The following is a 13904-nucleotide window of genomic DNA, read 5'->3' on the forward strand; positions in this document are numbered from 1 at the left end:
GCACCATCGGCCGAGGTCAGCGGAGCCAAGCCGGGTTCGGCGCCAGGACGCGGGGCCGCTCAGATCGTCGCCCGCGGCGTCGGCGACACCTGAGCGCCGCCGGTGCGGAGATTCCGTGGCGCACTGGAGAAATGCGCGGAGCGTCGTGCGCAAAGTTCTCGTACAGGTGTGCCGGGAAGTCTGGTCGGCGAGGTCAACGAAGTACCCGATCGGATGGGTCCCGATGAACGACGTGAGTACGCCGGGAAGATCGAGCTGCGCGTGGTGAATCGTGGGCCAGGTCTACCGACCACTTGCGGCCCGGAAATTCAGGCGACGTCGGCGTCGCGTCGTACCGTTCCCGCAGCCCCGTCGATTGTGATCAACTCTCCTGTTCGGATCGTCTCGGTGGCGTCGCGAACGCAGATGACGGCCGGTATGCCGTACTCGCGGGCGACGGTCGGGCCGTGGGCCATCGGCGCACCGGTCTCGGTCACCAGTCCGCCCGCTGTCATGAACAGCGGTGTCCAGCCGGGATCGGTGGTCGCCGCGACGAGGATCTCGCCGGGTTCCAGATAGGCACCGGCGGGATCGTGGATCACGCGCGCCCGCCCTGTCGCGCGGCCCGGTGCGGCCGGCATCCCGACCAGCGTCCCGTCCTCGGCGGTGACCGGTGGTGCCAGGGCTTCCGGGATCGTGCCGTCGGAAAGCAGCACACCGGGAACGTTGCGCCGCTTCGTCTCCCGCGCATAGGACGCGCGCCGCGAGGCGACCAGCTCCCGGAGATCCTCTCCCCCAGCAACCGCCTCCGCCTCCCGGAGATCGAGGAACACGATGTCCTCGGCACGATCCAGGAGTCCGCGTCCGGCCAGCTCCGCTCCGGCCAGCAGGATCTGCCTGCGCATCTCGGCGAGCGAGTACAGCCAGATGAACTTGGGCAGTTCCCGCAGCCCTGCGAGGGCACGAGCTCGGCGCATGAGGAACCCGGCGAGGCGGGCCCGGACCGGGCGGCTGCGACGCGCCCGCGCGATCAGCTCGTCGATGGTCGCCTCGGCTCTCTCCGCCGCCTGCTCGAACTTCCGGTCCGGGGCCTGCTCGGGGTCGGTGACCCGCAGGTAGTTGGCGATCGTGGCGAACACCAGCGTGGGGTCCTCGGCCCAGCGCGGCACACCGATGTCGACTTCGGCGGCGGCGCGGTGCCCGTAGGTCGCCAGGAACGCACCCAGGCCGATGTCGGGCAGCGTCCCCTGCCGGTACCGCGCCGCCAGTTCATCCGGTGCGGTGTTCAGCAGCAGCTCGCGGTGCGGGCCCACCGCCGAAGCCAGCCGCCACAGGGCCAGATCCATCTCGGTGGTGACGTTGTGCGGCATTCCGCTGAGCACCGAGGCGATCTCGCCGTCGGTGGCAATGCCTTTGAGCAGCACGGTCGGCGCCCGGCTGGCGAGCATGCCCGCCCACAGCGCGGGCAGCGCCTTCAGCATGGCCCCGCTCATGACCGGAGATTGCAGCTCCGCACTCCAGCGCAGCCGCTCGGCCGCAGAAGTCACTCCGGCCGGCGTCGCGGCCAAGCGTTCGCTCTCCGCTGCCAGGACGAACATCTTCTCCCCCGCCCGGGACGGGCGGGCCAGCGCCCACACCAACCCGGCGACGGATCCGGGGACCACCCGCGCCAGCACTGCGACCACCGAACGCACCCGGAACGGAAGGCCCGGCTGGGCCGCGAAGCGCGGATCCTCCAGGACCCGCTCGACCGCGGCCGACACCCGGTAGCCATAGACCTTCATCGCCTCCGGCAACCGCTTGCGAAGCAGCCTGCTGCGCACAAGATCGGTGAAGTCGATGTACATCCGGCCACCGACATCGACGATCCTCTTGAGCCCGTCGGCCGGATCGACCTTGACGCCATAGGATTCCAAGGCGATCGCCGTGGCCACTTTCATCGCCGACATCCCCATCGGGGTGAACGGTCGGAGCATGCCCTGCATGTGGCCGACTTCCATCAGCACCCGCGGCTGCGGAAGACCGGTGTCCGGCGGCTGCGGGAAGAGCGTGGTGACCGGGCGCGATTGCAGCAGCCACAGCACGCCCTCGGCGTCGATGGCCCACTCCACGTCTTGAGGCGAACCGAAATGCTTCTGCACCCGCTGACCCGCCGCGCGCAACGCGTCGAGGCGTGGCCGGTCGAGGCAACCGTGCGGGGCGACCGAAGTGCGCTCGCCCAGCACGTAGTGGTCGACCGCCGCGCTGCCATCGACCACGGCCGTGCCGAGCCCGGCAACGGCGTCGACCACCGTCTCGGTGCGCGTGCCGGTGATCGGGTTCGCGGTGAACATCACCCCTGCCGCCACCGGGTCGATCATGCGTTGCACGACGACCGCCATGCTGGCGGCGTCGTGATCGATATCGTTGGCTTCCCGGTAAGCGATGGCGCGCTCCGAGCGCAGCGACTCCCAGCACTTGCCAACCGCCTCGATCAGCTCCGCCGCACTGGACACGTTGAGGTACGTGTCCTGCTGTCCGGCAAAGCTGGCCCCGGGCAGATCTTCCGCGGTGGCACTGGAACGCACCGCCACCCGACCATTGGCACCACCGCACAGCCTGCGGTAGGCGTCGACGAGTTCGGCTTCGGGAACGGTTCCGGCCCGGGAGACTTCCGTGGTCAGGCAGAAGCCATCCGGCACCCGTTCGCCCGCCCTGATCAGCTCACCGAGCCCGGCGGCCTTGCCGCCCACCAGATCGACCTTCGTCGCATCGACCTCGGACAAAGCGATCACCAAACGCCCACCCATCGACATGACAGACCCCTTCGGAGCTGGGTTGTTCCGCCACGCCGACCAGGCTTCCCGGCACACCACCGGCCCTACAGGCCGGTCAGGAAACCATAGCCCACCTTCAGAGTTCTCAGAAGACGTTCGTCGAAGGGCGCCGTCACCGTGACGCCGCGAAGACCTTCACCCTGACCACCGCACGCGGGCTACTGAGCGGGGCCGCGTTGATCATCGCCGGGCTCGCAGGCTTCGGCCTTCCCCTTCCAGCTCAGTTCCTCGTGTTCGCCAATTCGTCCAATGCAGACCCGGTCACCGGCACCATCGACGGCGGATCACCGCCGCAGGGCGGCGGCGAACAGCGGTGCGGCGTGCTCGACGGCGTAGCCGATGCCGAGCGTGGAGCCGGACGAGAACGCCATGGCCAGGGTGTGGTCGTCGAGGACCACCAGTCGGCCGTCGCGGGCCGAGGGGATCTGGTTGAGCAGCGGGTCCTCGCGCAGCCGCTGGGCGTCGGCGCTGATCGGGAAGGCGACGGTGAGGTCGGCGTCGAGCAGGCTCAGCCGCTCGGGCGAGACGTCGACGTAGAAGTTGCCGTTGGCCAGCGCGTCGATCTCGGGTTTGTTGCGCATGCCCAGGTCGGTCATAAACCCCACGCGGGGATCGCCGGTGAGGTAGGCGCCCCACTTGCTTCCGTAGTAGGCGGCCACCGCCACCGTCCGGTCCGCCAGTTCGGGGTGGGCGCGGGTCGCGTCCCGGAACCGGCGGTCCAGTTCCGCGATGCGGTCCGCGCCCTGCTCGGGCCTGCCGAGCGCCTGGGACACCAGCCGCATCTGCTCGCGCCACCCGGTGCCGTAGGCGACGGTGCCGGGTGGCGGGCCGACGGTCGGGGCGATCTTGGACAGGATCTCGTTCTGCCCCGGTGATCCGGAGGACCGGGTGTTCAGGATCAGGTCCGGCTTGAGCGCGGCGATGGTCTCGTAGTTGGGTTCCGACGTGCCGAGCTGGACCGGCGGCCGGGTGTAGCGGCCCGCGGCCCACGGCCCCACGCCCTCGCCACCGAAGCCCTGCCAGTCGCTGGCTCCGACCGGCTCCACCCCGAGCGCGAGCGCGGTCTCGGCGTCGGACCAGCCGAGCGCGACCACCCGCTGCGGCCTCGCGGGCACGGTCACCCGGCCGAACATGGTCTCCACGGAAGGCCCGTCCGCCCCGGTGGGCCCGCCGGGGCTCGCGCACGAGGTGACCAGCAGGAGCAGGCCGAGGACCGCCGCCGCGAAGCCGCCTTGCCGAGTCGTCAACGCAGGACCTCCTGGGCGGACGTTTTGTGTGCTTAGCCTAAGCTAACCACGTGGAGGTTGGACGGGAACGAGCCCCTCCCCTGGGTTGTTGATCAAGGGCAGGTCCGTAAGGCGCCAGGTCTGGATGGTGGCCGCGACCTCCCGGGGTGGCATCGAACGGATCAGCTCGGAGCAGGTCAGGCTCACCAGAGCCCCGCTCGATCGCACATCGCTTCGACTGCGCCGTCAGGCGAGCGCGCGGTCACCGTGATGGCGCTATTCGCGCGGTGTGCTTGTCTGTTCGCGCGAGAAGGCGTTGTGGCGGTAGTCGCTGGGCGAAAGTCCATACGCCGCGCGGAAGATTCGGCTGAAGTGAGCCGGGTCGGTGAATCCCCAGCGGGCCGCGATCGCGTGTACGGGCCGCTGGCGCAGGTGCGGGTTGGTCAGGTCACGCCGACAGCGTTCCAGGCGGCGTTGCCGAATCCAGCAACGCACTCCCTCCAACTCCTACGGCCCCGCGATCAGCTGGGATGTAAGACCGGTCAGTCTCCGCCACCTCCGGAGTCTCCGCCGCCGGAGTCGCTGCTGCTGCCGCTCCATCCGCCATCGATGGTCAAGGCATTCCACGTGATGTCGTTTTCCGCGCCGGACGAGCGCCTCTTCTTCCTGCGAGGTCGCCGAATATCGCGCAGGTCACGCTTTAGGAGCCACACCAGCCAGAACGGAAGGCTGACAACGACGATCAGCCACAACACCAGAAGTAATCCGCCCACATCCATCGATCCCCCAACGCAAGCCCCGATCGACATTGGCACGCACGAACCACCACGACAAGCCGCCGGACGGAACAACCTGCGGAGACCAGGCACAGCGGACCAGCGCCGGGCGATCGTCGAGGCGGCGCGCCGGGTTTCGCGAAGCACCCAGGCGCTGTCCCGCCTGGCCGCTCAGCACGAGGAGATCACCCAGTCACGGGCCGCCACTACTGTCCTCACCCCGCAATCGCCCGCGCCGCCCGGTCATCGCCCGGCGAACAGCTGGCGGGCGAACGCGGTGGTGTCGGACAGCGCGGCCTCCGGGGTACCGAGGTGGCCGGTGGGATAGGTCCGGTAGGTGTGGGGTTGCCCGTTCGCGGCGAGGTCTTCGACCAGCTTGTCCGTCAGGGCCGGCAGCGAAGTCGTGTCGTTCTCGCCCTGGGCGATGAACAACGGCCGGTGGTAGCCGGTGGTCGGTATCGAGTAGATCGCGTCCCACGCCTGGCGGAACGGCTCGCCGAGCTGTTTGGTGAACATCTCGCCGAGTTCGATGTTGTTCATCCGCGTTGCCATGTCGTCGTAGCAGAGTTCGGCGGCGTCGGCGACCACGGACCGGCCGAGCGGGGTGAGATAGGACTGCAGGTCGAAGTCCGGTCGCGACGCCTGCAACCCGGCGAGGATGTAGGCGACGTAGGTCTTCATCTCCGCGCCCAGGACGGGCGGGAACGAGGGTCCGATCACCGAGACCAGTCCGGCGAGATTGGCCGGCGCCCCGTGCGCCACCGCGCCGCGGAAGTCCAGTTCCGGCGCGTACTCCGTGGCCAGGTTCGCGGTGAACAACGCGGCGTGCCCGCCTTGGGACTGGCCGGCGACGAACCAGCGCTTCGACAACGCCGGAACAACAGCCCGGGCGGCACGGACCATGTCGGTCACGCCGTGGCCCGCGACCCGCCGGCGGGGCCTGGCCCGAGGGCACGTACACCGCACCGCTGACCGGCGTGGGCGCCCCACCCGCACCGGTGGACCAATAGTCGATCAGCTGCGCCGCACCGGTACCCGGCGGCCACTGCTCCGCCGCCGCACGGACGCTGCGGCCGAGGGAACCAGCGACACCGCGGTCAGCAATGCGACCACCACGGCGAGCACGTACCGATACGAACTACGCATGAGCGCCCTCCCATTCCCCTGACGGCGTGGGGCACTACAAATCGATGTTGACCAACCATTTCCGGGACACCACCCATCTCGCCACGGAAAACGCCAGCGAGAATGCGCCTCCGGATTATTGACAGGTGGTGCCGTTGCGAATGTTTCATGGCCGGACAAGCGCTTCGGTGACGATCCTGGCGGTTTTCGCCGGGCTGGCGGACGGACTGTTCAGGCTTGCGGGGCCGAGCCGGACGACGACGGTGTCGGAGCCGGGGTCGACCTGGACGATCTGGCCGCCGAGGCCGAGGGCCCAGTACATGTCCTGCGGAGCCGATGGGACGAGTTGGGTGTGCGGAGCCTGGGCGCTTTCCTCGCGGGTCATGGGATTCTGCACGGTGGCCACTGGGCCGAGCCGGTTGAGCCACCAGAGGTACCCGTACGCGGCGCTGATGTCCTGCGACGGCTTTCCAGTGGCGTCGACGACCCATTGCTCGGGCACGGGCTGGGTGCCGTCCCAGTGCCCGTTGCGCAGGAAGAGGTAGCCGAACCGGGCCATGTCCTGGCAGGTCGACTGCAGGCCCATGAACGTGTTGGTGTTGCCTGCCTGGTCCCGGGTCATCTCCGAGTGCCTCATGCCCAGCGGTTCGAGGAGCTTTTTCCGGGCGTAGTCGATCGGTTTGTCCCCGGTGGCTTTCTGGAGCACGGCGTCGAGGGTCTGGATGGCGGTGTTGTTGTAGGCCCAGAACTGGCCGGGAGCGACATCCTGGGGCTGGGAGACGGCGAACGCGGTCCGGTCCTGTGCGGCGAAGACCGCCACGGCGTCGTCGAAGGCACTCCTCCAGTGCCTGCCGGAGTCGTTGCTCAGCAGATCCTTGACCGTGACCTCGGCCGACGGGGTTCCGGCCCAGGCGGGAACGTATTTCGACGCCTTGTCCTCGATGCCGAGCCTGTGCTCGGCCTCGGCGATGCCGACCAGGGTGCTCGTCACCGACTTGGTCGCCGACCAGACTTCCTGGGCGGATTCCGGACCGGTGCCGTTCCAATACCAGTCGGCGACCAGCCGCCCGTGCCGGACGACCGCAAGGCAGTTCGACTTGTCCGCCTTCAATTCCTCGGCGATCCGGGCCAGCTTCGCCGGATCGAACCCGGCCGCGACGGGATCGCCGCGTTCCCATTCCGCACCCGGATACGGGTCATCGCCCACCGGTCCGGCGAAGGCGGAACCGCTCGACGCGACAGCCGCACTGGCTGTCATCACCACGGCGGCGAGTACGGACGCAACCCTACGACGAGCGGAAAAAGGCACAACTGTCCCTCCGGTCCGGTCAAATCCGAGAATTCAGGAAAAAGGGTGGGCTCGCCCGGAAATCCGTGTCAACACCACAAGCGGAAACCGTCCACCCGAGGAATCAATTTGTCATCGTCGTGAGCGCGCGGAGTTCCCGGATCTGACAGCGGATGAGGAGGGCGATCCGGACGTACGCTCCACACACGCGGAGGCCCTGTCGTACCTTCAGGACATGGCTGCTGCCCGAGACAAGTCCGCGCCGAACGCCGCCGAGGCGCACAACGGCGGGAGGCAGGCTCCGCTGCTGGTCCTGAGCAAGATCGCGGAAATCCTCAACGCGTTCACCCTCGCCCGGCCGTCGATGACCCTGCGCGAGATCCAGCAGCGGACCGGACTTCCCACGTCCACCGTGCAGCGCCTGGTCACGAACATGGTCGCCCACGGGTTCCTCGACCGCGCCGAGGACAAGATCCGGATCGGAGCCAGGATGGCCTACTGGGCGGGCGCCGCGGCCAAGGACATCGATGTGCTCGAAGTCGTCAACCCCGCGCTGAAGAACCTCCGCGATGCCACCGGCGAGACCGCGTGCCTCTTCCGGGTGGAAGGCACCCAGCGGGTGTGCATCGCCGTCGCCGAGACCCACCACGCCCTGCGCCGGGCGATGTCGGTCGGCAAAATCGCACCGCTCACCGTCGGCTCCGCCGGGCGCGTGCTGCTGGCGTGGAACCCCGACCTGGCCAAGCGGGTTCTGGAGGCGGAGCTTCCGCAGCTGACCGACAGCACCGTCACCGACCCCGACGAACTGCGACGGCTGATCAAGGACACCAGGTCCGAGGGCTACGCCATCACCGTCGGCGAGCGAATCGACGGCGCTTCCGGGCTCGCGGCACCCGTGTTCGACTCCGCGGGCGACCTGATCGGGGCGCTCATGATCCACGGGCCGACCCTGCGCATGCCCTACGAGAAATGCGTCGAATGGGTCGACCTGCTGGTCGAGCACGCCGAGGAGATCACCCGCGCCGTCGGTGGCCGCTACCCGTCCTGAGTCTGTCCGTCCAAGCGTTGACTCGCATTGTGGGCTCATGTTCATAATATGAGCCACCGATCCACCTGCTCAGTCCGCGCAGGGGGGTGCAACGACGCACCGACGAACGGACGCGCTCATGTCTGACACGGCAATTCTGATCAACACCGCGGTCGCGGTAGCGGCCATCGTGGTGCTGATCATCAGGTTCAAGTTCAACCCGGTCGTCGCCCTCGTCCTGGGCTCCTGCTACCTGGGGCTCTCCGCCGGGCTCGGCGTCGAGAAGACGATGACCGCGATCACCGACGGCTTCGGCGACATCATGGCCGAGATCGGCCTCCTCATCGCCTTCGGCGTGCTCATCGGCGCCGTCCTGCGCGACCTGCGCGCCATCGAACGGCTGGTGGAAGCGCTGCTGCGAGCCGCAGGTCCGCAGCGCATCCCGCACGCCATGGCCCTGACGATCGCCACCTTCCTGCAGTCGATCTTCCTCGACGTGCTGCTGGTGATCTCCGCACCGCTGGCGAAGGCGATCGCGCCGAAGCTGGGGCGCTTCGGCACCGCGCGGATGGCCACCGCCCTGGCCATCGGCCTGGAATGCGGAATCGTGTTCACCGTGCCCGGCGTCGGCGCCCTGGCGCTGGCCGCACTGCTCCACGTCCCGCTCGGCACCTACCTGTTCTACGGCCTCATCGTGGTCATCCCGACCGTGGCGATCTCGATCTCCCTGATGACGTTCGTGTTCACCCGCGGCTGGTGGAAGCCGGAAGTCGACGAACTGCCGCAACCAGACGCCGAGCCGGCCCCCGCGACCCGCAGCGATGACCCGGGTGCGCCGCGGACGGCGCCGCTCCTGGTGCTGTTCACGCCGCTGCTCGTCTCCCTGCTCCTGATCGCCGGCGGAGCGTTGGCCGACGTGCTCGAGTGGAAGAACCCGGTGGTGTCCTTCCTGTCGAACCCCGTCGTGGCCCTGATGCTCGGCCTGATCGGGACCTGCTTCATCGGCCGGAGACTCATCGGACAGTCCACTGTGGAAGCCTCGCTCGGACGCGGCCTGCGCGACAGCGGTCAGATCCTGTTGCTCAACGGCGTCGGTGGCTGCCTCGCCGGGGTCATCGCGCTGACGGGGCTCGGCGACATCCTCGGCAGGTACTTCTCCGCCAACACCTGGGCACCGCTGCTCCTGGTCTGGTTGATGGCGGCAGTCCTGCACGTCGCGGTCGGGTCGGTGACGATCTCGGCGATCACTTCGGCCGGGCTCCTCGCACCGGTCGCACCGGTGCTCGGCCTCAACCCGGTGCTGATCGCGCTGGCCGCGGGCGCCGGATCCCTGTTCATGGTCCACCTGACCAGCAACACGTTCTGGCTCCTGCAGTCACTGCTGGGGCAAACCACTCGCGGGACTCTCAAGACGTGCTCGGTCGGCGTCTCCGTCGCCTCCGTCGTGGCGATGGGCCCGATCCTCGCGCTGAGCATCGTCCTGTGACGCCGAAACCCGATCGCGGAAGGGAAGAAATGCGCGACGACAGCACCAGGTTCCCGTTGGAAGGCGTGCGCGTTCTCGAACTCGGCAACTACATCGCCGCTCCGACCGCCGGGAGGATGCTGGCCGACTTCGGTGCCGAGGTGGTCAAGGTGGAACGCCCGGGCACCGGTGACGAGCTGAGGAACTGGCGGCTCTACGCCGGTTCGGTGTCAATGCTGTTCCACACCATCAACCGCAACAAGAAATCCGTCGTGCTGGACCTGAAGACCGACCGGGGACGCGCCGTCGTGCTGGATCTGGTGCGCCACTGCGACGTCGTCATCGAGAACTTCCGCCCCGGAACGCTGGAACGGTGGGGCCTGGGACCCGAGGCGTTGGAATCCGCCAACCCGGATGTGGTTCTGGCGCGCATCTCGGGTTTCGGCCAGACCGGTCCGCTGGCCGACCGTCCCGGTTTCGCCGCGGTGGCCGAAGCGATGGGCGGGCTTCGAGATCTGGTGGGCGAAGCCGACCGTCCGCCCTCGCGCGTCGGAGTGTCCATAGGAGACTCCATCGCGGGCCTGCACGCCGCCTTCGGCATCGTCGTGTCGCTCCTGCAACGCGCGACGATGCGCAACGCTGACCAGCCGCGCCCACCGCTGACCGACCGCATCGTCGACATCGCGCTGTACGAAGCGGTTTTCTCCATGATGGAGTCCCTGGTACCCGACTACCTCGCCCACGGCGTGCGGCGCCGGCGCGTCGGCGGCCGGATGGAAGGCATCGCCCCCACCAACGCCTACGCCTGCCGCGACGGCAGCAGCGTGGTCATCGCAGGCAACGGGGACTCGATCTTCCGCCGGTACATGCAAGCCATCGGCCGACCCGACCTCGCCGACGACCCGCGTCTGCAGACCAACGCCGGGCGATGGGCCCGACGCGACGAGCTCGACGGCGCCATCGAGGAGTGGACGAGCGCGCGCACCCGCGCGGACGTGCTGGAGGCCCTGGAGTCCGCGGGGGTGCCGGCGGGGCCGATCTACACGGCCGCCGACATCTGCGCCGACCAGCAGTACCAGGCACGCGGGATGATCCAGCAACTCGCGGTCGACACCGGCGCGGGACAGCCCGTCGAGGTCGGATTCCCCGGTGTCGTACCGGTCATCGGCCCGACGTCGCTGCCACTGCGCTCGCCCGGGCCCGCGCTCGGCGAGCACACCGACGAGGTGCTCGGCTCGCTGCTGGGGATGAGCCCCGACCAGATCGAGGAGGCACGGAAGTGACGAAGCCCGAGACCACCCTCCGCGACGTGACGTTGCGCGATGGCCTGCAGCTAACCGGGAAGCAGTTGTCCTCCGAGCGCAAGGTGGCGGTCGTCCGGGAGCTGCTGCGGCTCGGCGTCCCCAGCATCGAGGTCGGTTCGCTGGCGCGCGCCGACCTCGTGCCCTCCATGGCCAACACGCTCGAAGTCATCGAGGAGCTGACCCCCGACGAACGCGCCCGCTGCTGGGTGTGGGTGGCCACCCCGCGCCACGTGCAACGCGCGGTCCAGGCCGGAGCGGTCAACTTCCAGTACTGCCTGTCGGCCTCCGACAACCACAACAAGGCCAACATCGGACGCTCCACAGAGGACAGCCTGGCTGCCATGCCACAGGCGGTCGAGCACGCTCATGCGGCGGGTGGACGCATCCAGCTGTGCATTGCCACCGCCTTCACCTGCCCCTTCGACGGATTCGTTCCCGAGCAGCGAGTTCTCGACATCGCCGCCGACCCCCGCACGAGCGGCGCCGCCGACATCGTCGTCTGCGACACCCTCGGCCAAGCCGTCCCAACACAGGTCAGCAACCTGATCACCAGAATCGTCCAGCACACGCCGCCACGCCGGATCGTCTACCACGGACACGACACCTGGGGGCTCGGCGTGGCCAACTCCCTGGCCGCCGCCGCAGCCGGAGCCGGCGAGGTCGACGGCGCGCTCGGCGGTCTCGGCGGATGCCCGTTCGCTCCCGGCGCGAGCGGCAACGCGGCAACCGAAGACCTGCTGTTCGCGCTTCGCCCGGACTGGCTCACGCCGGACACCTTCGCCCGGATAGTCGAGCTCTCCGGCGAACTCCTCGACGAACTCGGCGAACCGAACAGATCCCGCGCCGCGCAAGGAGCCCGTTCCAGCGCCACCGCCTTCCCGTGGGCGCTCGCGCACGAGAAGGAGGCATGCCGATGACCGACCCGACGTTCCTCGTGACCACGCCACTGCCCGAGCCCGGCATGCACATGCTGCGGGCGGCGGGCAAGGTCGTGGTGCCAGAGCGGCAGCTCACTGCGGACGAGCTCACCACCGCATGCTCCTCCGGTGGCCACGACATCGTCGTCGCACAGCTGACCGACGTGCTCGACAAGGCCACCCTCGCGACCGCCACGGTTCGCGGCATCTCCAACTTCGCCGTCGGTTACGACAACGTCGACATCACCGCGGCGACCGACCGAGGCATCCTCGTCTGCAACACACCTGGTGTCCTCACCGCCGCGACCGCGGACGTGACGATGCTGTTGATCCTGTCGACCGCCCGACGCTGCGTGGAAGCCGACGGATACCTGCGAAGCGGCCAGTTCCGAGGCTGGCAACCGGAACTGCTCCTCGGCTCCGACGTCACCGGCGCCGCACTGGGCCTGGTCGGCTTCGGCCGGATCGCCAGGGCAACGGCCGAACGCGCCCTCGGGTTCGGCATGACCGTGCACTACACCGCCCGCCATCCGGTTCCCCACGACGATCTCGGTCCGCTCGCCGGGCGGGTGCGGTTCGCCGAGTTGGACGAAATCGTGCGCACCAGCGACTTCCTCTCCTTGCACGTCCCGCTGACCGCGGACACCCACCACCTCGTCAACACCGACACCCTGCGCGCGATGAAGCCCACGGCTTATCTGATCAACACCGCGCGCGGGCCGATCGTGGACGAGCGGGCGCTGGTCACCGCGCTGCGCGACGGCGAGATCGCGGGTGCCGGTCTCGACGTCTACGAGCAGGAACCCGAAGTGGCCGAAGGTCTCGCGGAACTTCCGAACACCACCTTGCTTCCGCATCTGGGCAGCGCCACTCGCTCGGTGCGCGCCACGATGGCGCGCCTGTGCGCCGCCAACGCGATCGCCATGGCGCGCGGTGACATGCCCGAGCATGCGGTGAACCCGGAGGTGTGGGGAGCGTGAAGGTTCTGATCGCCCCGGACAGCTTCAAGGGCACCTACACAGCGCGCCAGGTTGCCGAAGCGGTCGGTCGCGGCCTGGCCGATTCGGGTACCGATCCGGTGCTGATGCCGGTCGCCGATGGCGGCGAGGGCACTCTCGACGTGCTCGCAGAACCGCTGGGCCTGCGATTCGTCCCCGCTACGGCCCGAAACCCGTGGGGTGCGGCCTGCGAGGGCGCCTTTGCCGTCACGGCCTCCGGAACGGCCTTCGTCGAACTGGCCAGCGTCTGCGGTATCGATGCACCCCACGACGGCTTCCGCGATCCGATCGCTGCGGACACCTACGGCGTCGGGATGCTCATGTCCGCGGCTGTGCGGCACGGCGCCGAACGGATCGTGGTGGCCACTGGCGGATCGGCCACCACCGACGGCGGGGTCGGAGCGCTTCGCGCGCTGGAGGAACGCGGCGGTCTGGGTGGCACGTCGCTCACGATCTTGACCGACGTGACCACGTCCTACACCGACGCGGCACGCGTGTTCGGCCCGCAGAAAGGAGCGAGCCCGGCTCAGGTCGCGGTGCTGGAGCAACGGCTGCGCGAGACGGCGACCCTGTTGCGCCGAGACCCCTCGCACGTGCCCGCCACCGGTGCGGCCGGCGGTTTCGCGGGCGCAATGTGGGCCGAGCACGACGCCGAACTCGTCTCAGGCGCCGACTTCGTCCTCGACGCCCTCACCGCCCACGAGCACCTCGCGCAAGCCGACGCGGTCGTGCTCGGTGAGGGCCGGATCGACTCCCAGAGCGGCCAGGGCAAGATCGTCTCCGCGTTGCTCGCACGTTCCCGATCAGTTCCGCGATTCGCCGTGGTGGGCTCGGTCGGCGCCGATCTCGGCGGCCTCCACGAGGAGTTCCGGCAGATCCTGATCGCCGGGGACGAGCCCGCGATGCGGGCGGCGGGGCGGACGATCGGCCGGGAACTGGTCGGCTCGGGCGACGAGCCCGGGTGATCCGCACCGACTTGCGCC

General features: G+C 69.0%; 12 protein-coding genes and 1 pseudogene. 6 read left to right on the plus strand and 7 right to left on the minus strand.

Annotated features, from left to right (window positions below; translation table 11 throughout):
• Positions 1-308: 308 nt before the first annotated feature.
• The 7 genes and pseudogenes from ABD691_RS11685 to ABD691_RS11715 form a co-directional block, all read right to left on the minus strand.
• Complete coding sequence (locus ABD691_RS11685) at positions 309-2753, minus strand: PEP/pyruvate-binding domain-containing protein (protein WP_344679600.1); 2445 nt, start codon at positions 2751-2753, stop codon at positions 309-311.
• 326 nt (positions 2754-3079) lie between these two features.
• The gene (locus ABD691_RS11690; RefSeq protein ID WP_344679601.1) at positions 3080-4042 is read right to left on the minus strand and encodes an iron-siderophore ABC transporter substrate-binding protein; all 963 of its coding nucleotides are present in this window, start codon (positions 4040-4042) and stop codon (positions 3080-3082) included.
• 255 nt (positions 4043-4297) lie between these two features.
• A pseudogene (locus ABD691_RS11695) lies at positions 4298-4507 on the minus strand (helix-turn-helix domain-containing protein); the annotation flags it as partial.
• A gap of 56 nt (positions 4508-4563) precedes the next feature.
• Entirely contained in the window at positions 4564-4800 is a 237-nt protein-coding gene (locus ABD691_RS11700; protein ID WP_344679602.1) for a hypothetical protein, read from the minus strand.
• 240 nt (positions 4801-5040) lie between these two features.
• Positions 5041-5793 (minus strand): lipase family protein, encoded by a 753-nt coding sequence (locus ABD691_RS11705; RefSeq protein WP_344679603.1) that lies wholly within the window; start codon positions 5791-5793, stop codon positions 5041-5043.
• A gap of 18 nt (positions 5794-5811) precedes the next feature.
• The gene (locus tag ABD691_RS11710; RefSeq protein WP_344679604.1) at positions 5812-5943 is read right to left on the minus strand and encodes a hypothetical protein; all 132 of its coding nucleotides are present in this window, start codon (positions 5941-5943) and stop codon (positions 5812-5814) included.
• A gap of 145 nt (positions 5944-6088) precedes the next feature.
• Positions 6089-7180: a serine hydrolase domain-containing protein gene (locus tag ABD691_RS11715; RefSeq protein ID WP_344679605.1), complete on the minus strand. Its 1092-nt coding sequence runs from the start codon at positions 7178-7180 to the stop codon at positions 6089-6091.
• Between the two features lie 265 nt (positions 7181-7445).
• Between ABD691_RS11715 and ABD691_RS11720 the strand changes: the two genes are divergently transcribed.
• The 6 genes from ABD691_RS11720 (at position 7446) to ABD691_RS11745 (ending at position 13886) form a co-directional block, all read left to right on the plus strand.
• A complete protein-coding gene (locus ABD691_RS11720; protein WP_344679606.1) occupies positions 7446-8258 on the plus strand; it encodes an IclR family transcriptional regulator in 813 nt (270 codons plus the stop codon).
• Between the two features lie 118 nt (positions 8259-8376).
• Positions 8377-9723, plus strand: coding sequence for a GntP family permease (locus ABD691_RS11725; RefSeq protein WP_344679607.1), 1347 nt, complete (start codon positions 8377-8379; stop codon positions 9721-9723).
• A 29-nt stretch (positions 9724-9752) separates the two neighbouring features.
• Positions 9753-10985: a CaiB/BaiF CoA transferase family protein gene (locus ABD691_RS11730; RefSeq protein ID WP_344679608.1), complete on the plus strand. Its 1233-nt coding sequence runs from the start codon at positions 9753-9755 to the stop codon at positions 10983-10985.
• Complete coding sequence (locus ABD691_RS11735) at positions 10982-11923, plus strand: beta/alpha barrel domain-containing protein (protein ID WP_344679609.1); 942 nt, start codon at positions 10982-10984, stop codon at positions 11921-11923. The genes ABD691_RS11730 and ABD691_RS11735 overlap by 4 nt, the downstream gene beginning before the upstream one ends.
• A complete protein-coding gene (locus tag ABD691_RS11740) occupies positions 11920-12903 on the plus strand; it encodes a 2-hydroxyacid dehydrogenase (protein WP_344679610.1) in 984 nt (327 codons plus the stop codon). The genes ABD691_RS11735 and ABD691_RS11740 overlap by 4 nt, the downstream gene beginning before the upstream one ends.
• Positions 12900-13886, plus strand: a complete 987-nt coding sequence (locus ABD691_RS11745; protein WP_344679611.1) for a glycerate kinase family protein — start codon at positions 12900-12902, stop codon at positions 13884-13886. Before ABD691_RS11740 ends, ABD691_RS11745 begins: the two co-directional genes overlap by 4 nt.
• Positions 13887-13904 lie beyond the last annotated feature (18 nt).

The sequence above is a fragment of the Saccharopolyspora taberi genome (assembly GCF_039534165.1).
Classification (GTDB): Bacteria; Actinomycetota; Actinomycetes; order Mycobacteriales; family Pseudonocardiaceae; genus Saccharopolyspora_D; species Saccharopolyspora_D taberi.

Excerpts from the sequence above, each read along its gene's own strand:
- ABD691_RS11730 (WP_344679608.1), top strand. The coding sequence starts at position 9,753 with ATGCGCGACGACAGCACCAGGTTCCCGTTGGAAGGCGTGCGCGTTCTC.
- ABD691_RS11710 (WP_344679604.1), bottom strand. The coding sequence starts at position 5,943 with ATGCGTAGTTCGTATCGGTACGTGCTCGCCGTGGTGGTCGCATTGCTG.
- ABD691_RS11740 (WP_344679610.1), top strand. The coding sequence starts at position 11,920 with ATGACCGACCCGACGTTCCTCGTGACCACGCCACTGCCCGAGCCCGGC.
- ABD691_RS11720 (WP_344679606.1), top strand. The coding sequence starts at position 7,446 with ATGGCTGCTGCCCGAGACAAGTCCGCGCCGAACGCCGCCGAGGCGCAC.
- ABD691_RS11725 (WP_344679607.1), top strand. The coding sequence starts at position 8,377 with ATGTCTGACACGGCAATTCTGATCAACACCGCGGTCGCGGTAGCGGCC.
- ABD691_RS11715 (WP_344679605.1), bottom strand. The coding sequence starts at position 7,180 with ATGACAGCCAGTGCGGCTGTCGCGTCGAGCGGTTCCGCCTTCGCCGGA.
- ABD691_RS11700 (WP_344679602.1), bottom strand. The coding sequence starts at position 4,800 with ATGGATGTGGGCGGATTACTTCTGGTGTTGTGGCTGATCGTCGTTGTC.